Here is a 26,084-nt window from a genome sequence, read left to right as displayed (position 1 = left end):
AACCCAGTGCCGCCCCCGCCCACACGCCGGGGATGGATCACTCGGCGATGGGGCACGGCGCTGGCGCTGCCCAGGCTGGGCGACCGGCTCAAGCGGCTCCCGCAGCGCCCATGGGTGGACATGGCATGACGATGGGACCAATGCAGGGGGGTAAGCCCCCGCCAGATGCGCGCGATCCGAACGCCTATAACGAAGGGACGCGCCACGCCAATTTCGGCAACCACGAGATGCACGACAACGCCCCGTTCGGGAAAGTGCTGGTCGACAAGGCTGAGGTGGCGAAAGGTGATGGCGAACGCGGTCAAAACCTGGAGGTCGAGGCGTGGTACGGCAACGACTACAACAAGGCATGGGTGAAGCTCGAAGGCGAGCGCCGCGGCGGGGCGCTTGAAGCGGCCCGTACCGAACTCCTCTGGGACCGCGCATTCGCGCCGTTCTGGAGCACCCAGCTGGGCATACGGCACGACGCCGGCGAAGGTAGCGGAAGGGATTGGCTCGCCTTCGGGGTGCAAGGCCTCGCGCCGTACTGGTTCGAGACCGAGGCGACAGCGTACTGGCGATCCGGAGGCGAGTTTGCGGCGCGCTTTGCGATGAAGTACGAGATCTTGTTCACTTCCAGGGTGATTCTCGAACCAGAGTTGGGTGCAAACCTGTACAGCCGGGCCGATCCCGAGCGGGGCACTGGAAAAGGTCTTTCGGATCTCAGCTTCGGACTGCGACTCCGGTACGAAATCACCCGCAAATTTGCGCCTTACATCGGTGTTACCTGGGGCAGGCAGTTCGGGGAAACCGCCGACTACACGCGCGTACGCGGCGGCCAACGTAGCCAAACGCAGGCAGTAGCTGGTCTGCGCCTGTGGTTTTGAGTCTACATAGGGTGACGCGTCAGTAGCCCAGGGCAAGGGATGTCCTGCGGGCGACACTGAAACCAACCCTTTTGAGGAGAGCATCATGCATCAACAGTACGAGAGCTGTATCGAAGCTTGCAACGATTGCGCTAACGCGTGCGACATGTGTGCGGCAGCGTGTCTGCAGGAGGATGACGTAAAGATGATGGCGCGCTGTATCGCCCTGGACATCGATTGCGCGCAGCTGTGCCGGTTGGCTGCGGCAATGATGGCGAGGGGTAGCGAAGCGGCAAAGCTTGTCTGCGAAGCATGCGCTTCGCTTTGTGACCTGTGTGCGGAAGAGTGCGGCAAGCATCAGATGCAGCATTGCCAGGAATGCGCTGCGGCATGCCGCAAGTGTGCCGCCGAGTGCCGTCAAATGGCATCTGCTTGAGTTGAAGCGAGGCGACTGCTGCTGTCCTGCGCAGTCGCTGAGCGCCTCCACACTCATGTATGGCGCGAATATGCGTCGGCCTTTTTGCGCGCGAAAGAATCTTATATGGGCGAGTGTTGTAAAAACACATTTTTATTGCCAACGTGTAGACTTCTGGCTACATTGGAAAGGCGGCAATATGTATAGACAGGTTGGCTGTCGGGTCTCCCGCTCCGGCTTGGTCACGAAGCCTCGGAAATGTGTCAGCTTCAGTTGAGTAGCTCCTACAAAAACAAACCCGGAGGGTAAATGGCTTACAAGTACGTCCCAAGAACGACTGCCGCGCTTGCACTGATGGTTCTGCAGCAGAGCGCATATGCACAACAGCCAGCCACAGCCGCTACCGCTGAAGCGACAGGAATGCAGCGCGTCCAGGTCACCGGTAGCCGTATCAACCTGCGACAAGAACAAGTCTCCGGGGTCGGTCCCGTCACCGTGATCGATGCCGACACCATCCAGCGCTCCGGCGCAATCTCGATCGAAACACTTCTGCAGCGGCTTCCTTCATCCGCCGGCACGGCGGGCAGCCAGACCAGTGCGTACTGGACCAGTAACGGCTACGGCACGACACAGGTGAACCTGCGCGGCCTGGGAATCGACCGCACGCTGGTGCTCCTGAACGGTCGTCGCGTCGTGTCGGGCGGAACGGGCGCGAACAGCTCGGTTGACCTGAACATGATTCCCGTCGCGATGATCGAACGGATCGAGGTGCTGAAGGACGGCGCATCTGCCATCTACGGCGCCGATGCAGTGGCCGGCGTCGTCAACATCATCACCAAGAAGGCGATGGACGGCGTCGAAGCGTCGGTCCGTTACGGGAAGACCGAGCGCGGCGACGGCGCCGAGAAGTCGGCGGACATCGTCTGGGGCACCAAAAGCGAGCGCGGTTCGCTGATGGCATCCCTGAACTATTCCGAGAGCGAAGCGGTCAACCTGGCCTCGCGCGCGCCCTGCTCACTGTTCGAGGACGAGGGCGAACTGATGTGCTCGGGCAGCTCGTCCACCATCGGCGGACGCGCGCGGCTGGCGGATGGCCGCCGGGTCAATTTCAACCAGGACCCGAGCGGCAATCCGCGCGGTTTCGAGACCTACAGCGCGGCCAGGCACGCCTATAACAGCAACCCGTTCCTCAACGCGGTGAACCCGATCAAGCGCGTCGGCGCCAGCGCTTTCGGCAATGTGCGCTTGAACGACAAGGTCGACCTGTTCACAGAGCTCATGTTCACCAACCGCCAGTCCAGGCAGCTTGCAACGCCCGGCGCGATTGGTGTGTACCGGCCGATTGAAATCGCTGCAAGCCATCCCACCAATCCGACCGGTCAGAACCTGACACTCGAGCGGCGCCGCGTGGCCGAAGTCGGCCCGCGCTACTTCTTCCAGGAGACGAACACCTTCCGGGTGCTCGCCGGACTGAAGGGTGAGATCGGGGAAAAATGGGACTGGTCGGCATCCCTCAACTGGGGACGGAACACCGGCGTTGATGGGATGACGAACATCATCAACCTCGATCGTGTCGATGCGACGCTCAACGCCGCAACCTGCGGCAGGGGGCCAACAGCAGCCCCGTGCGGCAACTATCTTGGCTACGGCAACCTCAGCCCGGCGGTCCTCGAATACATCCACTTTACGACCCGCGACCATGGTGGGAACGACCAGAAGAGCTTCAATGCAAGCATCAGTGGCGAGGTGTTCTCTTTGCCAGCTGGGCCGGTGGGTTTCGCATCCGGCTTCGAGTACCGCCAGGAGCGCGGATGGCGTGACCCGGACGCCCTGATTGTGTCGGGTGCCGCCAACACGCCTGCCCAGGACGCGATCGCCGGCGAGTACAGCGCGCGCGAGGTCTTCGCAGAGCTGGCCGTCCCCTTGCTGGCCAAGCTGCCGCTGGTCGATTCCCTGACGTTGAACGCCGCAGCGCGGTATTCGGACTACAGCCTGTTCGGGTCGCAGGCCACCTACAAGCTCGGCCTCGACTGGCAGGTAATCCCCACGTTGAAAATGCGCGCCAACCGGTCGACCGCATTTCGCGTGCCGAATGTCCCTGAACTGTTCGGTGGTGTCTCCGAGGGTAACCTGACGACGACGGATCCATGCAACAACTGGAATACGCTCGACCCTAACTCCGCGGTCTACAAGAACTGCCAAGCGTCCGGCCTGGTCGCTGGCTTCAGGCAGTTCGGCCCGTCGATCCTGACGACGGGCGGCGGCAACCAGAACCTGAAACCGGAAGAGGCGGACACGTTCACCGTCGGTGCCGTCTGGACGCCGTCGAAGGCGTTGACGCTAACGCTCGACTATTTCAACATCAAGATCAACAACGCGATCGAAACGGTCCCCGGCTCGACCAAACTCTCGGTCTGCTACAACTCGCCGGGGCTGGCACACATCTTCTGCGGGCCGCAGAGTTTTACGCGCGATCCACGTACGGGTGAAATCAACTTCCTGTCGTCCCAGCCCGAAAACGCGGCGCAGCAGCGCGTCGCGGGCATCGACCTTGGTGCCATGTATGACTTCAACCTGTTCGGGTGGTCGTCGTCGGTCACGGCCGATGTCTCCCGTCTCAGCGAGTTCGACGTGACGCCGTTCCCAGGCGGAGAGGTCATCGAATATGCCGGCAAAATCACGGGCGGCCGCGGCAGCTACGCCAAGTGGAGGTCGACCGCCTCGCTGACAACGTCCAGCGGTCCATGGTCCGGTTCCTATACGGTCCAGTACATCGGCAAGGCTGACGACATCAACGCTGCCCCGAGCGATATCGGCTCCCGCGCGCCGAGCATCGCCTACCACAACGCTAGCCTCAAATATGCATTCAACAAGGCGGTTGCGCTGTCGGTTGGCATCGACAACCTGTTCGACAAACGTCCTCCTTATATCCAGAGCTGGACCGACGGAAACACCGACACGATGACCTACGACCTGCTCGGTCGCCGCTGGCACGTTCGCCTCGGCTACAAGTTCTAGGCACTGGGTGACACCACGCAGGCCGCTGCGCGTGCATAATGCGCGGCGGCCGCGCGGTGGACAGTCTGCCCTGCCGGGTAACACAACTCAAACACGAACACTATGCAATTAGCCTTCTGGGTGCGACGCGCCCATAAATGGATCGGACTTGTCATTGGGGTGCAGGCACTGCTCTGGATGATCAGTGGTCTGTACATGGTCGTCGTTCCCCTCGAGGTCATCCACGGCGACCATCTGGCGCATGTGCCCACCGAACGGCTCAACCCGTCGGCAACCCGCATCACGCAGACACGCCTGCACGAGCTCTACCCTGGCATTACCTCCCTCCGCATGAAGAGCCTGCTTGGTAAGGAAGCCTACGAAATCAAACAAGGCCAGCAGACCACCCTCGTGGACGCCGCTGACGGCAAAAAGCTCAGCCCGCTCGGCCGGGAGGACGTCGTCGCGCTTGCCGATGCGGCCTATGTCGGCGAAGGCACGATCCGTGGCGTCGAGTGGGTCACCAAAGCACCTCAGGAAGTCGGTGCACGGCCGGTGCCCCTGTGGGCGGTCCATTACGACGAGCCGGGAAAGACGACTCTGTACTTTTCGCCTTTCACTGGCGACCTCGTCGCGCGGCGCCATGAGCTGTGGAGGTGGTTCGATTTCCTGTGGATGTTCCACATCATGGATTACGAAGAGCGAGAAAACGTGAACAACACGCTGCTGCGTGTCGCCTCGATCTCCGGGCTGGCGTTCGCGCTGAGCGGTGCCTGGCTGCTCTTCTACAGTTTCAAGCGGAGGAAGGCGGCATGAGCCACTGGATGCGACGACTTCACAAGTGGGTAGGACTCATCCTGGCGATCCAGTTCGTGCTGTGGATGTCGAGCGGGGTCATGATGAGCCTGCTCGAGGCAGACAAAGTGGCTGGACGCGAGTTTCGTGTCAAGCAGCCGGCGCCGCCGGCATGGCCGCGCGATGCCATGAGCACGGACGCGGTGCTGGCCGCTACAAAAGAAAGCATCATGACCATCGGTTCAGGCTGGCTGCTCGACCAGCCTGTCTACCGGCTGCAAAACGACAAGCGCAGCTGGCTGGTGAGCGCGGGCGACGGAGCCGCCATCGTGGTCGACGCGCAGTTAGCCGCAAAGATCGCACAGGCTTCTTACTCCGGTCCCGGTAAAGCCAGCCCGCCGCGGCTTCTTTCCTATACGCTGGAGACCCGCAAGCACAAGGAGCCCGTCTGGCGCATCGACTTCGATGATGCCGACGAGACGTCGGTCTATGTGTCGAGCAAGTCGGGCGCCGTGCTGGAACATCGGAACAGTACTTGGCGCCTGTTCGACCTGTTCTGGATGCTCCACATCATGGATTACAGCGAGCGGACCAACTTCAACAATCCCCTGCTAGTCGCGAGCGCGATCAGCGGCTTGTGGATGGCATTGACGGGAATCTGGCTGCTGTTTGTCAGCGTTCGTCTGGCGGAGTTCGTCCCCAGCCGCTGGCGTCGAAGCCGTACCGTGAACCTGGTCGACAGTCGCGGGACGCAGCAGCGTTCGATCGATGCCGTACAGGGCGACACGGTGTTCCAGGCGCTTGCCCGCTCCGGCCTGCAACTGCCGTCGAATTGCGGCGGCGGGCAAAGCTGTGGCCTGTGCGAAGTCCGGTGCGTGGGGAATGTACCGGCACCGACAAGTGCCGACCGCGCGCTGCTGTCGCCCGCAAAACTCGAGGCGGGTTACCGGCTGGCCTGCAACCTGCCGGTGAAGCGCAGTCTCGACATCGACGTCGGGGATGCCACGGCCTTGGCCGACGAACGGACAGGGGTCGTCACCAGCGTCAAACCTTTGTCGCCCTTCCTGCGTGAGATAACGGTGCGCCCGAACGAGCCTGTAGCGTGTCGTCCAGGCTCATACGTTCAAGTGCATGTTCCCGCGTACGAGCGCGATGCCAGCCATCTTGAGATTCCTGAGGACCATCATGAGGACTGGCGGACCGCAGGCACCCTGGCAGCGCTCGCGAACGATGCGCCGGTTCGCCGTTCGTATTCGGTCGCAGTGCCGCTCGAGCGCTGCGACGGGCAACTGACTTTCCTGGTCCGCTTCGTACCTGGCCCAAGGCCGGGCAGGGGATCCGGCTACATGTACACGCTGAAGGTCGGCGACGAGCTGCGATTCAGCGGTCCGTTTGGTGATTTCGCCCTGAAGACAGGAGCACGCGAAAAGGTGTTCATCGGCGGCGGCGCAGGCATGGCGCCGCTGCGCGCGATGATCCACGAGTTGCTGGCGAAGGGCGCTACGGAGCCAATTCACTTCTGGTATGGCGCACGCAGCAGGCGCGATGCGCCTTACGTGGACGAGATGCGTGGCTTTGCGTTGAAGTATCCGAACTTCCACTGGCATTTGGTGCTGTCGGATGAAGTCGAAGAAGCTGACATTCGGGTCGGATTCGCACATGAAGCGGTACTGAACGGTCTGCTGCGGACGCACCCGGATGTCACGTCCTTGGAGTTCTATGTCTGCGGTCCGCCGGCGATGCTGTCCGCTACCCGCGCGATGTTGCGCGATTTGGGTGTGCAAGACGAGCACGTCGCGTACGACGATTTTAAGATTTGATGGCTCGGAACTTCAGAACCTCGAGAAATCTTTCGCGCAAGTAGAACGGCACAAGCTTCGTCAAGTGAACCGTGCGGACCGACGTTACTTTGATGAGAGGGCCCGTACTCATTGATAATGATCTGGCGAGATTTTGTGAAACGCGTAAGGGGTGACACCCCTTACGCGCCTCAGTACTACGGTCTCCCAGAGGCGGTATTACTTTGCCTTCCGCGATGACCAGTGCACGTGTACGATCGTCCAGTTATCGCCATTCTTTTCGAGGACTGCCGTCTCGGTTCCAAATGCGTGGACCGGCTTTCCACGCGCGGTTCCCGTTGTTTCGGTTTCCTCCCACACGATCGCCGTTTTGCCATCGATACGTTCGGTCTGCTTCAACACCTTGCGGGTCGCGCTCTTTGCGAATTCCATGTCGCCACCGAGGTGGTGGCCGGCATATTCTTCACGCGAGCGTTCCACATAACCAGATTCATAGATCGTGATCTCAGGTGCGAGCAGGCTGGTTGCCTTTGCCTTGTCACCACTGGAAAGGGCCGCATGGAACGCGGCCAGGGTTTCTTTCGGCGTTGCCGCCAGGCTGCTAGCCGCGGATCCGAACAGCGCTGCTGCGAGGAGAGCTCCTGCCGTGAATTGCAATCTCATTGTTATTCCTTTTAGGGTGAAATGTGTCACGACGCCATTGGCGGTGAGGTCGAACTCAAGATGGCGGCTGCCACGATGACAGCGAGCAGAATGACTGCCTCAATCTGTAGGACAAGCGCGAACTTGTGAGTGGTAGCTCGGTCAGTTGCTCCGGTTCTGCGGAGCTGTGCCAACAGGGCAGGCATGACGATGAAGCGATTCATACCTCCGAGCGCTGCGGCGGCAAAGACCAAGCCGACCTTGATGAGCAACACAGTTCCATATGGATTACCGAAAACCTGATCTGGACTTCCTAGTCCACGCCATGCGCTCAGGATGCCGGTGACGAAGATGCCGATTAACGCGACGGTTGCCGAGGTCGAGAGCGCCTCGACGTAGCGCGCACACTCAGTACGGTTTGCCTGTCCAGCGGCGGGCTCGGCGCGCAGCACGATCAAGCCGGCGACGATCACTTCGCCCACCCAGAGACTGATCAAGACGAGGTGAACCCAGTCGACTGCGACTGCCCAGGTGAAGTCCCCCCCAGCGCCGGCATGGCTGACGATGCTGCGGCTGTACAGGAACAGTGCCAGCGCGCCGAGCCGCAATATGGAAGCCAGTCGAACTCCGCGCCTCCCGGAAGCCACTGCAGTAGTGATTCCGGCCACGATCAGTGCCGCAGCGCCAAGCATCCAGGCATAGCCGTAGTGTGTTGCCGTGATAACGGACTGTACTGCAGGGAAGGCCTCTGCAATCGGCACCTCCGCCATCGACGCTCCCTCGAGCCACAGCATCGCAACATATGTCACGATGGCCACCGCAAAACAGGCAAGCATCGCCTTGCGCAAACGGGGCAGCATGCCGGTTGTCCAGGGCGAGCTCGCCCTGGACAGCCAGAGGGACGCGGCCCCCGCACCCAGGAGCGTGGCGACCGACAGGTTGAGGACGACGGTCGCGGCCCGCTGGATCAATGCCAGGTCTGATTCCATGTCACTTTACCCGGAAAGCGAACTCACCTTTGACCTTGTGTCCATCGCGCGTGACAGTACTCCACTGGACGCGATATGCGCCCGAATGCAAGGCCGGAACAGTTGCGACTAATACTTTGGGGTTGGCAGCATCAAGCACCTTCTTCGAGGGCTCGACGACCGCGCCTTTCTCGTCGACCAGCTTGACTTTGCTGAACGGCAGCTCCACCTGCTCGTTGAATTGCAGGCGCACCTGCGTTGGGGCCGGGGTGACTACGGCATTAGCTTGGGGCATGGATGCCTCAAGTTTCGCATGGGCGAGGGCGGCGGAAGTGAAGACACATCCGAAGGCAGCCACCGCTGCAACCACAAGGTTCTTTGCTTTCATTTGATTCTCCGGTTGAGGCCCCGAGTCCGTTGACTGCGGGGCCGGTCGATAGGTTTGTTTATCGGGCTGTGGCAAGCTGGACGATCGTCACAGCGCCATTGACGCGATCGGCCGCGAACTTGACCTTGTTACCGACCTTAACCTGGTCGAGCATGGCTGGATCCTTGACGCGGAAGACCATGGTCATCGCGGCCATGTTGAGGTTTTTCAGCTCACCGTGACGCAGCGTGATCTTGCCGGCTTCCTTGTCGATCTTTTTGACTTCGCCATCTGTCAGTTCGGCGGGCGCCGCAGCCTGGCTGCCCGAGTGCGCGGCATGCGCGTCTTGGGAACCGTGGCTACCGTGCCCGCTTTCCTGTGCAGTCGCGATGGAAGCAGCGGCGCTCATGGCGATGGCAATGGTCATTTTCGAAAATGCGTTCATGGTGTTTCCTTTCGTTCGTTCAAAGTTGATTAGTTGTAGTGCTTGAAAACCTTGGTGCTGCCGTTGGTCTGTACCAGCAAGACGTCGTACGGATCCTTGCGCGGCCCTTCCATTCCAGGCGAACCCAGCGGCATCGCCGGCACGGCCAGGCCCTTCGCCTTTGGTTTTTGTGCAAGCAAGCGCTTGATGTCGCTGGCGGGGACATGGCCTTCGATGGCGTAGCCCTGAACCATGCCGGTATGGCAGGAGCCGAGTTTGTCCGGAATGCCGCCGCGTTCGCGGTAATCGGAAGGGTTCTCGACGTTGACGACACGCGTAGTGAAACCGTTCGCCTTCAGGTGCTCCACCCAGGCGCCGCAACACCCGCACGATTCGCTCTTGAACACCTCGATGACAGGGGCTGCAGCCATCGCAAATACGGGCGTGAATAATGCAGCTGCGAATGCAACCTGGCTGAATAATCGTCGCTTCATGAGACAGTCCTTTCGTACCTGGTCGGTACCCGAGTGGTACCTGAGTTGATGACGTATTTTGGTTAGTGATGACCCTGGTGGCCAGTCGGCTTACGAACGGTTACCTCGATGTCCGCAGGTTTCACGGCGGGCATGGCCTGGCCGCCAGCCGTCTGGCTGCGCACAGCAGCCGGCGGCTCTCCCTTCCACTCGTAGGCAACCGTGCCCGCGGGATGCTTGTACCAGCCCGGATCCCGATAGTCGCCCGGTTTCTGGTCCTTGCGAACCTTCAGAATCGTGAACATCCCCCCCATCTCCACGCCGCCGAACGGCCCCTGGCCAGTCATCATCGGCAGGGTGTTTTCCGGGATCGGCATCTCCATGTCGCCCATCGATCCGCCTTTGTCTCCCATGACCATATAGTCGGGTATCAGCTTGGTGATCTTCTCGGCGACGCCGCGGTGATCCACGCCGATCAGGGTCGGCACGTCGTGCCCCATGGCGTTCATCGTGTGGTGCGACTTGTGGCAATGGAATGCCCAGTCTCCGGGCTCGTCGGCGACGAATTCGATGGCCCGCATCTGGCCTACTGCGACGTCGGTCGTGACCTCGGGCCAGCGCGACTCGGGCCGCGTCCAGCCGCCATCGGTGCCAGTTACCTCGAACTCGTGCCCGTGCAGGTGGATCGGGTGGTTCGTCATCGTCAGGTTGCCGGTGCGGATGCGCACGCGGTCGCCCTGGCGGACGTTCATCGTGTCGATGCCAGGGAAGACGCGGCTGTTGAAGGTCCAGATATTAAAGTCGAGCATCTCGTTGACCTTGGGCGTATAGCTGCCCGGCTCGATGTCATAGGCATTGAGCAGGAAGACGAAATCCCGGTCGACCGCGTGGTGCTTCGGATTCTTTGGGTGGGTTACCCAGAAGCCCATCATCCCCATCGCCATCTGCACCATCTCGTCGGCATGCGGGTGATACATGAAGGTGCCCGGGCGCCGCGCCACGAATTCATAGACGAAGGTCTTGCCGGGCTGGATACCGGGCTGGTTCAGGCCGGTGACGCCGTCCATGCCGTTCGGCAGGCGCTGGCCATGCCAGTGAATGCTCGTGTGCTCCGGCAGGCGGTTGGTGACAAAAATGCGGACGCGGTCGCCCTCGACCACTTCGATGGTCGGCCCCGGGCTCTGGCCGTTGTAGCCCCACAGGTTGGCTTTCATGCCAGGGGCGATTTCACGCACCACCGGCTCGGCAATCAAGTGGAACTCCTTGACGCCATTGTTCATGCGCCAAGGGAGCGACCAGCCGTTCAGGGTGACAACCGGGTTGTACGGGCGGCCGTTAGGAGGCAGCAGCGGTGGCTGCGTCGCCGCGGTGGTCATGATCGGCGCCTCCGGCAGGGTGGCGGCGCCTGCACGGCTTACCAGCCCGGCACCGACCAGCGCTGCGGCACCGGTGAAGAAATCTCTACGAGAACTCATATTGCTAATTCCTTGTTCAATGTTCGGGGGCTGCTTCGGCAGAGGAGCTTGATGCCAGCGAGACGGAAGACCCTCCGCTTCCGCTGATGGCAGCCTGCAGATCGGTTTCGGCAATCCAGTAATCGCGCTGCGCTTCGATGGCAGCGTTCACGCCGGTAACCTGGGCGCGTGCATCGGCCAGCAGCTCGAAGACACTCATCAGCATGCCGTTGTAGCGGAGCAGGGTCTCTTCGGAGATCTTTTTCTGGAGTGGGACGACTTCGTCGCGATAGTGCCTGGCGACGTCGTACGTGGTCCGGTAGGCCGAATAGGCTTCGCGCACCTGCGAGCGGGCGACGGTGGCGGTATCGGCCGTGCGGTGCACCGACTGCATGTAGAGCGCCTCGGCCTTGGCGGTGCGTGCGCCGCCCCAGTCGAAGATGGGCAGGGCCAGCTCTATCTCGTAGCCGTTCTCGCGCGGGGAGCCCGACTTGCTCGCGTTGGCGTAGCCGGCGTCGAGGACGTTAACGAATCCAGTCGCTTTCGTCAGCCCCAGGGCGCGCGCCGTCGCCTCCGTGTCCAGCTTGGCCAAGCGCACGTCGAGGCGCTGCTGCATTGCGGTCGCCTCGATATTGGCGGCATCGCGCGGAGTTGCCGGCAGTTCCGGGAGCTTGTCCGGGAGCTGGAAAGCCGTGTTGGTTCCCCAAACGCCCATCAGCCGTGTGAGCTGCTCGCGAGCGGCCGTTGCATTGTGGCGTGCTCGAGCGAGCTGCGCTGTTGACTCGGCGGAGAAGGCTTGCTCGCGTGCCTGGTCGAGGGCGCTGAGGTTTCCGACCTTGGCCATGCGCTGCGCCAGTTCGGCACTTGCCTGAGCTGCGTCGCGGACCTGTTCCGCGTAACGCGCCGCCTGCACAGCCGCCACGGCGTTGAAGTAAGCCTTGCGTGTGTCGGCAGCCAGGCGAACCGCTTCAGTAGCCGCGACGAGCTTGGCGCTTTGGAAGCGGCGCGATTCGATATCCCGGCGCAGTGGAATGGTGACCAGACCGACCAGGTCGATCATGACGCTGCGCTCGATCTCGGTCTCTCCGCCGCCCGACATGCGCCCGAAACTGAAGCTTGGGTTGCTCATGCGGCCCGCCTGCACGAGGTCGGCCTCGGCTACACCCAGGTTGGCGAGCGAGGCGCGCAGGCCCCGATTGTTAAGAAGGGCGATACGTACGGCACTGTCGGCCGACAGCGGCTGCTTCAGGATTTCAGCAAGCTCAGCCTGCGCAGGCTCGCTATCGCCAGTTGCTTTCGAGAGGCGGATATCCTGGCCTGTGCGCTCGGCCGTCAAAGTCGAGACTGCGTCGAGGCCGCCGTCCTTCGAGAAGGTAGCGCAACCGCTCAGAACAAGGACCGCAACGCCTGCAGCAATGGCACGCAGTGAAGGAATTGGTGGCTTTATTGTCATTGGTGCCTTGGCTTAGTGATGTTTGCTGTGGTCGGCAGCAGGCTGAACGGCTGGCTTCGCAGCGGGTGCCGGCGCCGCATGTCCGGCGTGTGCGTCGCTGCTGGCTGGCGCGGGGTTGGTCCCGTGCGCGGCGCCATGCCCGGCATGCCCGGGGCCTCCAGCCACAGTGTCGTTTGCGGTTCGCCAGACCTTGTCGGGCGTAACATCGCTCTCTTGCGGCCGAGGCAGGGAAGCGCTCGTGAAGGCGGATTCGTACAGTGCAGGCGGAACGGCAACGCGCGGATCTGCCGGGTCAGGCGCGTGCGGGGATTGCTGGGCCAGTGCGGAAACAGGCACAGCCAGCAGGGCGCCAATAGTGGCGACCCAAAGCTTGAGTTTCATTGTCAGTCCTCAAAATCGGAAACGGGCGTGCGTACGCACGCGCTGATGCTCAAGAGGCGCAACACCGGCGGCTGCAAACAGCCGGGTCAGCTCTTGTTTCGATTAAGCGGATTGGTGCCGGGGAGGCCGCTGGGGGCCATCCTGGATGAAGCCCACAACAAACGCGGCAGGCGAGGGGAGAACGACGTCGGAGCCGTCGAATGTAGGAACAGTAAGATCAGTTGAAGGTGGTGCGACTGCGCCGAGGCAGAAAGCCGAACAGGAACTGCAGGAAGTGTGTGGTTGCTTCTCGATATCCGGGGCAAGTGAATCGGCTGTAGCGGTCAAATCGACCACATGGCCTGCATGCTCCGCGCCATGGTGAGCATGTGCCTCAGTCATGTCTTCCTGGTGAGGCACACCAGTGACAATCGGTTCTTGCATCTGCTGGTGGACCGGCGAGCAAGACATGCCAAGGCTGCCAGCGACCGCGTTGAGCGGTAGCACGGCAATCAACAGCCAGAGCAGGAATGTCTTGAGAGTGCGGGTCATGGTCGGGCGGAGTATAGCACGACAATTTTCGGCCAGTCATGGGGCTTAAGGCGGATTAAAGGCAGCATGCACGCAGGCCAGGACCAACATCGAAAGCATTGGGGATGCAGATGCATCAATGTCAACATAGGGTGCGTTAGCGCACAGCAGACACGTATTGAATCCTCACAGAATCGGCACGGACGTGCTGCATTTGTGTGTTCCTGCGGCACGCTGACCAATTTGAACAAGGAGATCAAGATGAAAAACGTACAGGCACGTATCGCTCTGGTTGCAGGGGCAGTTGCACTCGCATTTGGCGCTGCGGGAAGCGCGTTCGCCCAGTCGGGGCAGCATGACCAGCATGCCCAGCATGGATCTGCGGCTGCCACAGCGTCGCAGCAAGGGAACATGTCCCATCAGGAAATGATGAAGACCATGCAGGACATGCATCAGAAAATGTCGACCATGCCGATGACGGGCAATCCCGACCACGATTTTGCAATGATGATGCGGTCTCATCACCAGGCCGGCATCGATATGGCGAAAGCACAACTAAAGAACGGCAAAGATCCGCAAATGCAGCAGATGGCAAAAAAAATTATTTCTGACCAAACGAAAGAGATCCAGAAGCTCGATCAGTGGATGACCAAATACCATCCGCCAAAAAAGTAACGAGCGGTAATAACTCAGGGTGCCGGGCGCCGAAAATGTATCACGTCGGTGCCCCGATTCAGCGGGAACATACCGTGGATCGTTTGCCCATTCGTATCGTGTAGCGGAACGTCGGGCGAAGGAGTTAGAGTTTTTGCATGGCTGCGCTCCTACGCAAAATTGTCTGGTGCACGTTTTGTTTGATGATCGCATATCACGGGTATGCGACCGCAGCCGTTACGTGCCATACGATGACAGTCGAGATTGGAGCCGGAACCGGCGATTGCGCTGAAATGGCGGGCGAGGCCGCTGAAAACGAGGATGGCAGTTGCTGCCACGGCGAGCGGCTTTGCTGTTCGGACGCAGCCGTGGCGTACGCTCCCGTTCCCGTATTGCCATTATTCATCACCTCATCCATCCCACCGGAACATTGGCTTTCTCCACGGGCCGAGTTTTCCAGTCACATTCCCGCAGTTCTTCACCCGCCCCCTCGCGCCTGACTCGACGGCGCCTTATCGACTCCGGATCCGTCGTGGAACCGGGGGCGGGGCATTGCCGCCACGAGCGCAATCCCCTGCCCGATGACCCAACAAGCCCGCATTCGCGCGCGGGCATTGCCGCCATCGCTCAGGGGACGCCGTCGACGTGGCCCACGTCCTCGCACGTAAACCCGTTGATACTCATTTAAGGAGCGAACCATGGAAACCGCAGCCAAGAAACTGAACCGCACCTCTGTATTCGATCAATCCCGGGCATTGATCCGCAACACTGCACTGGGTCTGAGCGCGCTGGTCGCCAGCGCTGGCGTAGCATATGCCGACGGGCCAGGTAGGGGCAACACCGCGCAGTTCGAGAGAAACTACCTGGTCTTCATCATCAACCATCACTATTCGGCGCTACGCATTACCGAGCTCGCTGCCGGTACTGATCCGGTGCGCGATGCGCAGGTCGTTGCCCCGCAAGAAGGTACATCGCCGACACCCGGGTTCAGCGCTACTCCGCCCAAGGCGACCGATGACGAAATCAGGTCGATGGCCCGCATGGGAAACCGCGAACAGCGCGAAGAAATAGGCCGTGCCCAGCGCTTTTTACAGGAATGGTATGGAGTCCACTATCATCCCCAGCTCACCGCCGAGGGACGTCGGATGATCGCTACCCTGGAGGCCGCGCCTGCCGGCGCACAGTTCAACCAGGCCTTCCTGCGGACTTTCAGCAGCCACCACTTCAGTGCACTGGCGCCGAGTGTGCACTGCATGGTCAAGAGCGATCTTAATCATGACGGATTACGCCGGTACTGCGAGAACATCGTGATCGTTCAGAAGAACGGGATCAATGACATGCGGGAAATGCTGTGCAAGCAGTATGCCGACTGCGGCTTCGTTCCAATGAGCGGGGACAAGCGCAAGGACAACGAGCTCTAAGCACCATGCGGGCTGGAACGGTTAGGGCAAGCGTTCCAGCCTGCTCGGTGTCAGGTTTCGGCGGCTGTCCATGCATGGTCTCGGGATGGCCGGATGATGCGTTTGCACGCTTGACCTGTCCACCGTTGGAAGGTCTACATTGGGTTCTGTCCACGGCCATGGAACGTCGGCAGAGATCCAAGGTTTCCTTGATTGTGCGACGGAGCGACCAGACCAGACTACTTGGGCCCAGGGTTATGCGGGCGCGAAGTACATCCTTACATCTTTGTCGGAGCCACTATGAAACACGAGTTGCACAAGCATTCTGACCACCAGTACGCGGACCATGGCCACCATTCCCATTCCGAACACACGCTCGGGGAAATGAAGGCAGGTGACGCATCGGGCGACCTGACGTCCGTATCAGCCGAGAAACCGTACACGGACCCCGTATGCGGCATGAAAGTCGCGGACAGGGAGGATCGGCGGATCGAGCACGACGGTAGCGTGTATCACTTCTGTAGCTCGAGGTGTATGGACAAATTCCGCGCCAATTCGGCAGCCTATCTGCAAGGAAATGACATGCCTGTGCCTGCCGAAGCGCCTCCGGGAACGATTTTTACCTGCCCGATGCACCCCGAGATCCAGCAGCCCACGCCAGGGAACTGCCCGAAGTGCGGCATGGCGCTCGAGCCCATGATGCCCTCGCTTGAGGACGAAGATAACCCCGAGCTTGCCGACTTTCGGCGCCGGTTTCGCTGGACCTTGCCGTTGACGATCACCGTCACCCTGCTTGCCATGGCAGGGCACCGCATCTTCAGCGGTGGGCTGGCATATCAAAGCTGGATTGAACTCGTCCTCAGTACACCGGTCGTGCTGTGGGCCGGCTGGCCATTCTTCGTGCGCGGTGCGCAGTCGATCAGGAACCGCAGCCCCAACATGTGGACGCTGATCAGTCTCGGGGTCAGCGCAGCCTACGGGTACAGCGTGGTCGCGACCCTGGCACCGGGATTGTTCCCTTCGACCTTCGCCGAGCACGGCCGCATCGGCGTCTATTACGAGGCGGCCGCGGTCATCGTATCGTTGACCCTGCTGGGCCAGATCCTGGAGCTGCGTGCCCGCTCGCAGACCTCCGCGGCGATCAAGTCCCTGCTTGGCCTTGCGCCCAAAACAGCCCGGCGCATACGCGCGGATGGAACCGAGGAGGATATCGAACTTTCACATGTTCATATTGGCGACCTGCTGCGCGTGCGGCCCGGCGAGAAGGTGCCGGCCGACGGCACCGTCGTCGAGGGCGAAAGCGCGGTGGACGAAGCAATGCTCACCGGAGAACCGCTACCGGTAACCAAGCGGCCGGGAGACAAGGTCATCGGTGCGACGATCAATGCCAGCGGCAGCCTGGTCATTCGCTCCGATCGCGTAGGATCGCAAACCATGCTCTCCCAGATTGTCCAGATGGTGGCGCAGGCGCAGCGTTCGCGGGCACCCATGCAGCGGCTCGCGGACGTTGTCGCCGGCTATTTCGTCGTGGTGGTCGTCGTTATCGCACTGCTGACCCTGTTTGGATGGGGCATGTTCGGCCCTGAACCCAGTTGGGTGTACGGGTTCGTCAACGCCGTCGCCGTCCTGATCATCGCCTGTCCCTGTGCGCTCGGCCTGGCGACGCCGATGTCGATCATGGCGGCGACAGGCCGTGCTGCAACCCAAGGGGTATTGTTCCGGGATGCCGCAGCGATCGAAGCGATGCGCAAGGTGGATACCATCATCGTCGACAAGACGGGCACGCTCACGGAAGGCCGGCCGGCCTTCAACCGCGCCATTGCTGCGTCCGGGTTCCAGGAGGAAGACGTTCTTCGGATCGCCGCCAGCATCGACCAGGGCAGTGAGCACCCGTTGGCGCACGCGATCGTCGCCGAGGCCCGCCGGCGCAACCTGGCCCTGGATAAGCCGGAAACGTTCGAGTCCTCCAGCGGCATTGGCGTGCGAGGAATGTTGAAGGGGCAGCAGGTAGCCCTGGGCAATACGGCACTTATGGACATCGAGAAGGTCGATTGGCGACCCTTGCAGCCTGCCGCGGAAGACCTTCGGCAAGTGGGCGCTAGCGTCATGTACCTGGCGTTGCAAGGCAAGCTCGTCGGACTCATCGCCGTGTCCGACCCAATCAAGCAGACCACCTCGGAGGCTTTGGCAACGCTGCGGGACGCGGGAATGACGGTCGTGATGGCCACGGGTGACGGTGTCACCACCGCGAAAGCGGTCGCGGCGAAGCTGGGTATCGCTGAGGTCCATGGCGAGGTCAAGCCGCAGGACAAGCTGGCCCTGGTAGAGCGGCTGCAGCAGCAGGGACGGGTGGTGGCAATGGCCGGCGATGGCATCAACGACGCGCCCGCGCTGGCGAAAGCCAACGTCGGCATCGCGATGGGGACGGGTACGGATGTCGCCATTAACTCTGCGCACGTTACCCTGATCAAAGGAGACCTGCGAGCGATTGCAAGGTCCCGCCTGCTGTCGCTGGAGACCGTGCGCAACATGCGGCAGAACCTTGGCTTTGCATTCGTCTACAACGCGCTTGGGATTCCGCTCGCCGCGGGCGTTCTTTATCCTTTCACCGGGCAGCTGCTGTCGCCGATGATCGCTGCCCTGGCGATGAGCCTCAGTTCAGTATCGGTGATCGGGAACGCACTGCGGCTTCGTGGGATGGCTGGCGGGACGAAGGAAACAGGATAGGTCTGGCAGGCTAGGTCTCTGGTGTGTCCCGGAGGTATGCGAGAATGTGTGGCTCCGCAAACAGAGGCCCTTTGCATTTGCATGCTGCTCTTGTGTTGTTCGTGACGAACTGCGCTGCGGGGCTTATCTTATTCTTCGCGCATAAACCATGAATGTTGTCGTCACAAGTGCAACGCTCGACCTTGTCGCCTTTGTCGGTGCCATTTTTGCCCTCGTTGCGCTTGGCTGTGTCGTGTACTGGGAAGTACAGCGGCGGCGGCAACGGAGGCGTCAGATTGCACGTGCGGAATCCGCAGGCCGAAGAAGCAAGAAACGGGCGCGAGCCAAGAGATAAGCCAGGGCTCCGGATGCGACACTAGTTCCAGGACCTGTGACCCGGAGCGCCACACTTACTATTTCAGCTTGAGAATTCGACGGGCACCCGTTAGTACGATCACGCCGATGACAGTACCAACAATCAAGTCCGGATAGGGAGACCCGGTCCAGGTTACGAGGGCTCCCGCAGCAATCACCCCAATGTTTGCAATAACATCGTTTGCAGAGAAGATGTAGCTAGCCTTCATGTGCGCGCCACGATCACGTTTCTTCGCAATCAGCATCAGGCAAGTTACGTTCGCGACCAGTGCTACGGCGCCCACACCCATCATCAGTCCCGATTCCGGTTCACTGCCAAAGAAGGCGCGGCGTACTACCTCGCTCAAGGCAGCCAGCGCGAGGACCATCTGCAGCCACCCTGCCAGGTGTGCCGCGCGCGTCTTCAGCGCTGCCGCCCGGCCAACGGCATAGAGGGCCAAGCCATACACGGCAGCGTCGGCAAACATGTCAAGGGAATCGGCTATCAGCCCAGTCGATTCGGCAATCAATCCCCACACCAGCTCAACGACGAACATGATGGCATTGATCGCAAGAAGCAGCCGTAGCGTCTTCGCCTCCGATGCGTCTCCGGCCTTGTCTGCCGCAAGATCCTCTTGGGATGAGTCCGGTTGGGATCCGAGCAGGTGCGCGCCCAGTTTCAGCGGCCCGAGCTTGGCCAAGATGGGATCGACCTCTCCCGTGTGCGCAACACGGAGCTGCCGCTGCGAGAGATCGAAGTTAAGGGATTGGATGCCGCCGACGTCCGCCAGTGCCATGCGGATCATGTTCTCCTCCGAGGGGCAGTCCATCTTCGGAATTCCAAGCGTGCTCAGCATACGTCGGCTGCCGGCCTTTGGCTCGACAGGGCGCGAGCTGCGCAGCTCGACACCCAGGCGCAAGGGTTGCAGCACCTCGACAAGTTCATCTGCTTTGCCTTCGTGGAGCACAGTTACAGTACGGGTATTGAGGTCAAAAGTGATGTTGTCGATGTCGTCGACCTTGCCCAAAGCCATCCGGATCAGATTCTCTTCCGACGGACAGTCCATTTTCGAAACAAACAATTCGGTTTCGAAGCGGATCGTCGGGTTGGTGTGATCTTGTGTCATTTCGCTGAGCCTTTTCGTCGCTGGATCCACCAAGGATAAACCTTCAAGCAGCTTCAACGTCAAGCGTGTTCCCGGGCCTGGCTCTGCTTCAGCCAAGGAATCTACGAAACCTCATGTGGCGGCGTCAGGGCGTCAATGATCCGGCAATCGGCAAATCGGCCGCCCCGGCATGAAGCCAGCAGGCGAGATAGATGTTCCTTCAACAGGTTGAGGTCCCTGATCTTTTGCTCAACCTCCGCCAGATGTCGCTCGGTCATTGCAGTCACGGCACAGCAGTCACCATCGCCCTGGTCGGAGAAGGCCAGCAGGCTTCGTACCTGATCGATCGTGAAACCGATCTCCCGTGCGCGACGAACAAACGTCAGCCGGGCCACATCTTCGCTTCCGTAGAGCCGATAGTTGCTGCCCGAGCGGGATGGCGACTCGAGCAAGCCGATTTTTTCGTAATAGCGGATGGTAGCTGCAGGGGTCTGCGTTGCTTCGGACAGCTGACCTATCGTGAAAGTATGTGACATGTGCTTGACCTTGAAGTGGCTTTAAGGTTTATAAAGGTCATTTATTAATCCGTCAAGCCAATTCAATCATGCGCACCAAGATGAAGTGTTCTGTCATTGCTGCACTGCTGGTCATATTTGCCGCAGGACCGGCCTTGGCTGAAGGCACAGCGCTCACACTCGCTGAAGCCATCGCCAGGGCCCGGAACCAGGCGCCACAATTGCAGAGTGCCGATGCAGCATTGCGCGCGGCAGATGCCAATGTAGGGCTGTCCTCCCTTAGACCGAATCCGACACTGTCCGTCGAGGCCGAAAATGTACTGGGCTCGGGACGCTACGCCGGTTTTGGCGGGGGCGAGAAGACATTTTCGCTATCAATGCCACTGGAGTTGGGCGGCAAGCGGGGCGCGAGGGTGCGCGTGGCAGAAGCCGAGCGTAGTGCGGCACGAATCGGCACGCAGGTCGCTCAAGCAGACCTGACCCTTCAGATTACCGAAGCCTTCGTTACCCTTGCCGCCAGCGAGAGGTACGTGGAAATCGCGAAAGCCAGCCATGCGCTGGCTGAACGCGCCCACCATGCTGCGCGCGAGCGCGTACGGGTCGGCAAGGCGTCGCCTATTGAAGAGCAACGGGCCGACGTACTGCGCATCAATTCAGAAGTTCGCCTGGACAAAGCACTACGCGCAACGCGGCTTGCAGGCGCGACGATTGCGCGACTGACAGGCGCAGCGATGCCGGTTGCGATTACATCGACCTGGTTCGAACGAACCGACGCAGCGGTGCTTGGGCAGCCGGCAGTCTCGAGCCTGGCACTTGCCGCTGCAGAGGCTGAGCTGACCGCTGCGAACGCCCGCGTCGACGCGGCCAGGCGCGATCGGGTCCCCGACGTGACGCTGGCCGCCGGCATGCGGCGCTATGGCGAATCATCCGAGAAGGCCGCTGTTCTTGCACTGTCGATCCCGCTGCCCTTATTCAATCCCGGCACAGCGGCGATCGCACGCTCCCGGGCGGAATACGATCGCGCTTCCGCCACGCGCCGCGGCGTCGCACTGGAGTTCGAGCAATCCGCCGCGCAAGCGGAAGCCGAGGTCGCCGACGCACTGGCCGCTGCACGCGCCGCCAATGGCCCCGCGCTCGCAGCTGCGGAAGAGGCTGCACGTATCGCGAGGATCGGCTATGCCGAGGGAAAATTCCCACAGCTGGAATTGATCGACGCAGAGCGCTCATTGGCCGAAACGCGCGAAACCTCGGTCGACGCTCTCGCCGCACTTCACACAGCCCGGGCACGTCTCGCCCGGCTACAAGGTTCCAACTCTCCAATTTATAAGGATTGACCATGCAAGCGGTATTTCGATCCGGCTTTTGCGCCGCGATGATCCTGTTGGGCGCATGTTCCCCCAAACAAGAGCCAGCTAATTCCAAAGAAGCCGCAGAGCAAAGCGAGAAAGCGTCGAGCGAAAAGGGCGAGAAGGAAGAGAAGGAAGAAAAAGGTCGACCTGAACCCAAGGCCGGGGAAGGAGGCGAAGCTGCCGAGAAGGAAGGCGAGTCCGAGGCCAGGGAAGACTTCGTTACGCTGTCAGATCAGCAGATCCGGGCCGCAGGAATCGAGGTCATGCCGGTTCGCCAGTCCTTCGCTGGCGCGGTCGAGGCGCCGGCAGTGATCGCCGCGGACCCCAGGCATGCGGCCGTTGTTTCCAGTTCCGTCGGCGGCCGGGTAGTCGAGATCCGACGCAACCTTGGCGACCCGGTCGCGCGCGGGGATGTACTGGCCGTGATCGAGAGCCGGGACGTCGCCCAGCTGAGGGCCGATATCGAGATTGCGAGGCGTCAGCACGAGCTGGCCCAGGCTACCTTCGCCCGCGAAGAACGCCTGTACGGTGAAAAAGTCACCTCGCGCCAGGAATTCGAGATCGCGCGTAACGCTTCCCTGGAAGCGCGAACCCGTCTTAGCCTGGCCGAGCAGCAGCTCGCTGCTGCAGGAGGAACAGGTGGGGGGCAGCTCAATCGCCTGATGCTGCGCTCGCCAATCAAAGGCAATGTCACAGCACGGCAAATCGCCCTGGGCGACATCGTAGCGCCGGACGCGCACCTGTTCGAAGTGGCCGACCTCAACGAACTCGCCGTCGAGCTTTCGTTGTCATCGAACGATGCCGCCCGCGTCACCGTGGGCACTGCGGTTGATGTATCGACCGATGGCCGCACCGGCGCAGGCCGCGTTACCCACGTATCGCGCGTGCTCGATCCTGCAACGCGCCAGGTGCGCGCGATCGCGCGGCTGTCGAACGGGCAGGGGACCTGGCGCATCGGCGAAACCGTCAAGGCATCGATTGCACTCGAGGGTGGTACCGGCGGTGGGCAACTGGCCATTCCGAGGACCGCCGTGCAAACCGTCGAGGACAAGCCGAGCGTGTTCGTCCGGGAAAAAGAAGGCTTCGCGATCAAGCACGTTGTCCTCGGCGGTAACGCGGCCGGCTACGTCAAGGTGGCGTCCGGCCTCGAAGGTGACGAACAGATTGCGGTCAGCAATACTTATCTGCTGAAGGCGGAGCATGGCAAGGGAGAGGCAGGGGACGATGACTGATTTCCTCGTTCAACGGCTCCTGAAGGATACCCAACCATGATTGCTCGCATCGTCAACTTTTCCGTTGCGCGGCGGTGGCACGTCCTCATCGCCACCATCCTGCTGTCGATCGTCGGCGCATTCGCACTGACACGCCTGCCGATCGACGCCGTACCGGACATTACCAACACGCAGGTGCAGATCAATGTCGTCGCACCGGCGCTCGCGCCGGCAGACGTCGAGCGGCAGGTCACCTATCCGATCGAAACGGCGTTTGCCGGCATACCCGGACTGGAATCCACGCGTTCGCTGACCAGGCATGGGTTTGCACAGGTAACGACGGTCTTCAAGGATGGCACGGATATTTATTTTGCGCGCCAGCAGATAGCGGAGCGGCTGCGCGCCGTCGAGCGCAGCTTGCCCCCAGGTGCTACCGCCAGCCTGGGCCCGATTGCGACCGGCCTCGGTGATGTCTACATGTGGACGGTGGAATACGTCGCCAAGCCGGCTCCGAAAGCGAACTCGGCGACCGGATTGCAGGCCGATGGCAGCTATATCACCCCGGAAGGGGAAGTGCTGCGCACCGCTGCCGAGAAGGCCACCTACCTGCGCACGGTGCAAGACTGGATCGTCGCACCGCAGCTCAAGAATACCGAAGGGCTGGCGGGCGTCGACGTCATCGGGGGCTACGTCAAGCAGTATGTGGTCACACCCGATCCGCAGCGGCTCGCGGTCCTGGGTATCAGCCTGACGATGCTGGGCGAGGCACTCGAGCGCAACAACACGAGCGCCGGCGCCGGCGTCGTCATCCAGAACGGTGAGGCGCTTACCGTCAAGGCCGACGCACGCATCACGTCGGCCGAAGAACTGACGAAAACCGTCATCACCACTCGCAACGGCACGCCCGTGCTGGTGTCGCATGTCGCTACGGTCGGCCTGGGGCAGGAAGTGCGTTTCGGCTCGGCGTCCGAAAGCGGCCAGGAGGTCGTTGTCGGTACTGCCGTAATGCGCATTGGCGAGAACAGCCGAACGGTCGCCGCGGCCGTGGACGTCCGGCTGAAGGAAGTGGCACGATCCCTGCCGCCGGACTTGCTGATCCGGCCAGTCCTCGACCGCACCCGGCTGGTCGATGCCACCATCAAGACCGTGGCAACCAATCTGACCGAGGGTGCGCTTCTGGTGATTGCCGTCCTGTTCGCGCTTCTCGGAAACCTGCGCGCTGCACTGATCGCCGCGGCCGTAATCCCGGTCACCATGCTCATGACCTCGGCGGGGATGCTCGAAGCTGGACTTTCGGCAAACCTGATGAGCCTGGGCGCGCTGGACTTCGGCCTGATTGTCGATGGCGCCGTGATCATTGTGGAGAACGCGCTGCGTCGCATCGCCGAACGCCAGCATCAGACCGGCAGGGTACTTACCAAAGCAGAGCGGCTCGATACCGTTGCAGCCGCCGCACGCGAAATGATCCGGCCGAGCGTCTATGGCCAGGCGATCATCATTCTCGTCTACGTCCCCCTGTTGACGTTCCAGGGAGTGGAAGGCCGGATGTTCGCACCGATGGCGGTAACGGTGATCCTGGCCCTGGTCTTCGCTTTCATCCTCTCGCTCACCTTTGTGCCGGCTGCGATTGCGCTCTGGCTTTCGCGCCATGTCGATGAAAAGGAAAACAGGCTGGTCAAGGCCGTGTCGTCGTCCTACGCGCCCTGGCTGGACCGTGCACTCGCGAAGCCCAAGCTCACCGGCGTGCTGGCGGCCGCTGGTTTCGCAGGCGCGCTTGGTTTGTTCACGACCCTCGGCCAGGAATTTCTTCCGACCCTCGACGAGCAGGACGTTCTGCTGCAGGTGGCCCGCATCCCGGGCACGTCCCTGGACCAGAGCCAGGCCATGCAGTTTGCCGTCGAGAAGGCGGTCGGGAAGCTGCCTGAGGTAAAGCTGGTCTTTTCCAGAACAGGTACGGCGGAACTGGCCGCCGACCCGATGCCGCCGAACATTACCGATACCTTTGTCATCGTTAAAGACCGTTCGGAATGGCCGGAACCCAAGATGAGCAAGGCCGAGCTCGTGGAGAAGATCGAGAAAGCGGTCGCAGGCATCCCTGGGCAAAACTACGAGCTGACCCAACCCATCCAGATGCGCTTCAACGAGCTGCTGGCCGGCGTACGGGGCGACATCGCGGTCAAAGTCTATGGCGACGATTTCGACGCCATGATCCGCACCGCCGAGCAGGTCGCCGAAAAACTGCGTGCGGTCGAGGGCGCGGAAGACGTCCGTGTAGAGCAGGTGCAGGGGCTTCCGCTGCTCGATGTCCGCCTGGACCGCGACGCCATGGCCAGGGTCGGGCTGACCGCCCAGGACGTGCACGACACCCTGGCGGCAGCCGTCGCGGGACGTGAGGCCGGATCGATCTACGAGGGGGACAGGCGCTTTGACGTCGTGGTGAAACTGGGCGAGAAGACCAGGAACGATGTCGAGGCCTTGCGCTTGTTGCCTGTGCTGACGCCGGGCGGCAGCTTCGTTCCACTGGGATCGGTGGCCATGCTGGAGACGGCCAAGGGGCCGAACCAGATCAGCCGCGAGAACGGCAAGCGTCGCGTAGTCGTTCAAGCCAACGTGCGCGGACGTGACATCGCCGGCGTGGTCAGCGAGGCGCGGGCCAGTATCAATGCGGACGTACGGGTGCCCGCCGGCGTATGGCTCGCCTGGGGCGGGCAGTTCGAAAACCTCGAGCGTGCACGGATGCGCCTGGCGGTCGTGGTACCGGCCTGCTTCGCGCTCATCGTCCTGTTGCTGTACTCAGCCGTTGGTTCCTGGCGCGCTGCCGCGGTCGTGTTCACGGGCGTGCCCCTGGCCCTGATTGGGGGTATTGCCGCGCTTTGGCTGCGTGGCCTGCCGTTCTCGATTTCGGCAGCCGTCGGTTTCATCGCATTGTCCGGCGTTGCGGTCCTGAATGGGCTGGTGATGGCGGGTTCGATCGACGACCTGGCGAAACAGCTTCCGTGGGCGCAAGCGGTGCGCGAAGGTGCGCTCCGGCGCCTGCGCCCTGTCTTGATGACTGCACTGGTCGCGTCGCTGGGCTTCGTCCCGATGGCATTGGCAACCGGCGCCGGCGCCGAGGTGCAGCGGCCGTTGGCCACCGTAGTGATCGGAGGCCTGATCTCCGCCACGATCCTGACGCTGTTCGTGCTGCCGACCCTGTACCAGCGATTCGCCCGGCCGCCCGAGGCCGTAGCGGAAGGAATCTAAACAGGCCATTAGAGCAAGCACAT

At 61.6% G+C, this 26,084-nt stretch carries 21 protein-coding genes; 11 read left to right on the top strand and 10 right to left on the bottom strand.

What is annotated here, in order from left to right; all coding sequences use genetic code 11:
* The first annotated feature begins 125 nt into the window (after nucleotides 1-125).
* The 5 genes from ACFPOU_RS04885 to ACFPOU_RS04865 all read left to right on the top strand — a co-directional run bounded on the left by ACFPOU_RS04885 (nucleotide 126) and on the right by ACFPOU_RS04865 (nucleotide 6,872).
* Nucleotides 126-866 (top strand): copper resistance protein B, encoded by a 741-nt coding sequence (locus tag ACFPOU_RS04885; RefSeq protein WP_379717786.1) that lies wholly within the window; start codon nucleotides 126-128, stop codon nucleotides 864-866.
* An 85-nt stretch (nucleotides 867-951) separates the two neighbouring features.
* On the top strand, nucleotides 952-1,281 hold the full coding sequence (locus tag ACFPOU_RS04880) for a four-helix bundle copper-binding protein (protein WP_373889885.1): 330 nt from the start codon (nucleotides 952-954) through the stop codon (nucleotides 1,279-1,281).
* Nucleotides 1,282-1,569: 288 nt separating this feature from the next.
* Nucleotides 1,570-4,278: a TonB-dependent receptor gene (locus ACFPOU_RS04875; RefSeq protein ID WP_379717783.1), complete on the top strand. Its 2,709-nt coding sequence runs from the start codon at nucleotides 1,570-1,572 to the stop codon at nucleotides 4,276-4,278.
* Between the two features lie 102 nt (nucleotides 4,279-4,380).
* Nucleotides 4,381-5,073 (top strand): PepSY domain-containing protein, encoded by a 693-nt coding sequence (locus ACFPOU_RS04870; RefSeq protein WP_379717781.1) that lies wholly within the window; start codon nucleotides 4,381-4,383, stop codon nucleotides 5,071-5,073.
* The gene (locus ACFPOU_RS04865; RefSeq protein WP_379717779.1) at nucleotides 5,070-6,872 is read left to right on the top strand and encodes a 2Fe-2S iron-sulfur cluster-binding protein; all 1,803 of its coding nucleotides are present in this window, start codon (nucleotides 5,070-5,072) and stop codon (nucleotides 6,870-6,872) included. Before ACFPOU_RS04870 ends, ACFPOU_RS04865 begins: the two co-directional genes overlap by 4 nt.
* A 198-nt stretch (nucleotides 6,873-7,070) precedes the next feature.
* On the opposite strand, the gene ACFPOU_RS04860 is transcribed toward ACFPOU_RS04865, so the two are convergent.
* From ACFPOU_RS04860 to ACFPOU_RS04825, 8 genes are all read right to left on the bottom strand, one after another.
* Nucleotides 7,071-7,514, bottom strand: coding sequence for a YybH family protein (locus ACFPOU_RS04860; RefSeq protein ID WP_379717777.1), 444 nt, complete (start codon nucleotides 7,512-7,514; stop codon nucleotides 7,071-7,073).
* 26 nt (nucleotides 7,515-7,540) lie between these two features.
* A complete protein-coding gene (locus tag ACFPOU_RS04855; protein WP_379717775.1) occupies nucleotides 7,541-8,482 on the bottom strand; it encodes a copper resistance D family protein in 942 nt (313 codons plus the stop codon).
* A 1-nt stretch (nucleotide 8,483) separates the two neighbouring features.
* On the bottom strand, nucleotides 8,484-8,849 hold the full coding sequence (copC, locus tag ACFPOU_RS04850; RefSeq protein ID WP_379717773.1) for a copper homeostasis periplasmic binding protein CopC: 366 nt from the start codon (nucleotides 8,847-8,849) through the stop codon (nucleotides 8,484-8,486).
* A 58-nt stretch (nucleotides 8,850-8,907) separates the two neighbouring features.
* Entirely contained in the window at nucleotides 8,908-9,273 is a 366-nt protein-coding gene (locus ACFPOU_RS04845; protein ID WP_379717771.1) for a copper-binding protein, read from the bottom strand.
* 29 nt (nucleotides 9,274-9,302) lie between these two features.
* The gene (locus tag ACFPOU_RS04840; RefSeq protein WP_379717769.1) at nucleotides 9,303-9,746 is read right to left on the bottom strand and encodes a DUF411 domain-containing protein; all 444 of its coding nucleotides are present in this window, start codon (nucleotides 9,744-9,746) and stop codon (nucleotides 9,303-9,305) included.
* Nucleotides 9,747-9,808: 62 nt separating this feature from the next.
* Entirely contained in the window at nucleotides 9,809-11,200 is a 1,392-nt protein-coding gene (locus tag ACFPOU_RS04835; protein WP_379717767.1) for a multicopper oxidase family protein, read from the bottom strand.
* 16 nt (nucleotides 11,201-11,216) lie between these two features.
* On the bottom strand, nucleotides 11,217-12,632 hold the full coding sequence (locus ACFPOU_RS04830; RefSeq protein ID WP_379717764.1) for a TolC family protein: 1,416 nt from the start codon (nucleotides 12,630-12,632) through the stop codon (nucleotides 11,217-11,219).
* 483 nt (nucleotides 12,633-13,115) lie between these two features.
* Nucleotides 13,116-13,544, bottom strand: coding sequence for a hypothetical protein (locus ACFPOU_RS04825; protein ID WP_379717762.1), 429 nt, complete (start codon nucleotides 13,542-13,544; stop codon nucleotides 13,116-13,118).
* Between the two features lie 240 nt (nucleotides 13,545-13,784).
* Here ACFPOU_RS04825 and ACFPOU_RS04820 point away from each other — a divergent pair, with 240 nt between their 5' ends.
* The 3 genes from ACFPOU_RS04820 to ACFPOU_RS04810 all read left to right on the top strand — a co-directional run bounded on the left by ACFPOU_RS04820 (nucleotide 13,785) and on the right by ACFPOU_RS04810 (nucleotide 18,304).
* On the top strand, nucleotides 13,785-14,198 hold the full coding sequence (locus ACFPOU_RS04820) for a DUF305 domain-containing protein (RefSeq protein WP_379717760.1): 414 nt from the start codon (nucleotides 13,785-13,787) through the stop codon (nucleotides 14,196-14,198).
* A 677-nt stretch (nucleotides 14,199-14,875) separates the two neighbouring features.
* Entirely contained in the window at nucleotides 14,876-15,598 is a 723-nt protein-coding gene (locus tag ACFPOU_RS04815) for a DUF305 domain-containing protein (protein WP_379717758.1), read from the top strand.
* Nucleotides 15,599-15,961: 363 nt separating this feature from the next.
* On the top strand, nucleotides 15,962-18,304 hold the full coding sequence (locus ACFPOU_RS04810; protein ID WP_379717824.1) for a heavy metal translocating P-type ATPase: 2,343 nt from the start codon (nucleotides 15,962-15,964) through the stop codon (nucleotides 18,302-18,304).
* 392 nt (nucleotides 18,305-18,696) lie between these two features.
* On the opposite strand, the gene ACFPOU_RS04805 is transcribed toward ACFPOU_RS04810, so the two are convergent.
* Together ACFPOU_RS04805 and ACFPOU_RS04800 are read right to left on the bottom strand one after the other, a co-directional pair.
* Nucleotides 18,697-19,764 (bottom strand): cation efflux transmembrane domain-containing protein, encoded by a 1,068-nt coding sequence (locus ACFPOU_RS04805; RefSeq protein WP_379717822.1) that lies wholly within the window; start codon nucleotides 19,762-19,764, stop codon nucleotides 18,697-18,699.
* A gap of 101 nt (nucleotides 19,765-19,865) precedes the next feature.
* On the bottom strand, nucleotides 19,866-20,279 hold the full coding sequence (locus ACFPOU_RS04800) for a MerR family transcriptional regulator (protein WP_379717756.1): 414 nt from the start codon (nucleotides 20,277-20,279) through the stop codon (nucleotides 19,866-19,868).
* A 68-nt stretch (nucleotides 20,280-20,347) separates the two neighbouring features.
* On the opposite strand from ACFPOU_RS04800, the gene ACFPOU_RS04795 reads away from it, so the two are divergent.
* From ACFPOU_RS04795 to ACFPOU_RS04785, 3 genes are read left to right on the top strand one after another with little or no spacing between them, the layout of a single operon-like run.
* Nucleotides 20,348-21,592 (top strand): TolC family protein, encoded by a 1,245-nt coding sequence (locus tag ACFPOU_RS04795; protein ID WP_379717754.1) that lies wholly within the window; start codon nucleotides 20,348-20,350, stop codon nucleotides 21,590-21,592.
* Between the two features lie 2 nt (nucleotides 21,593-21,594).
* The gene (locus ACFPOU_RS04790; RefSeq protein ID WP_379717752.1) at nucleotides 21,595-22,839 is read left to right on the top strand and encodes an efflux RND transporter periplasmic adaptor subunit; all 1,245 of its coding nucleotides are present in this window, start codon (nucleotides 21,595-21,597) and stop codon (nucleotides 22,837-22,839) included.
* A gap of 36 nt (nucleotides 22,840-22,875) precedes the next feature.
* The gene (locus tag ACFPOU_RS04785) at nucleotides 22,876-26,061 is read left to right on the top strand and encodes an efflux RND transporter permease subunit (RefSeq protein ID WP_379717750.1); all 3,186 of its coding nucleotides are present in this window, start codon (nucleotides 22,876-22,878) and stop codon (nucleotides 26,059-26,061) included.
* Nucleotides 26,062-26,084: the final 23 nt, after the last annotated feature.

Source organism: Massilia jejuensis, from assembly GCF_042656795.1.
GTDB lineage: Bacteria > Pseudomonadota > Gammaproteobacteria > Burkholderiales > Burkholderiaceae_D > Telluria > Telluria jejuensis.
Note: the sequence above shows the minus strand (reverse complement) of the source record. Positions and strands in the feature narration are given on the sequence as shown.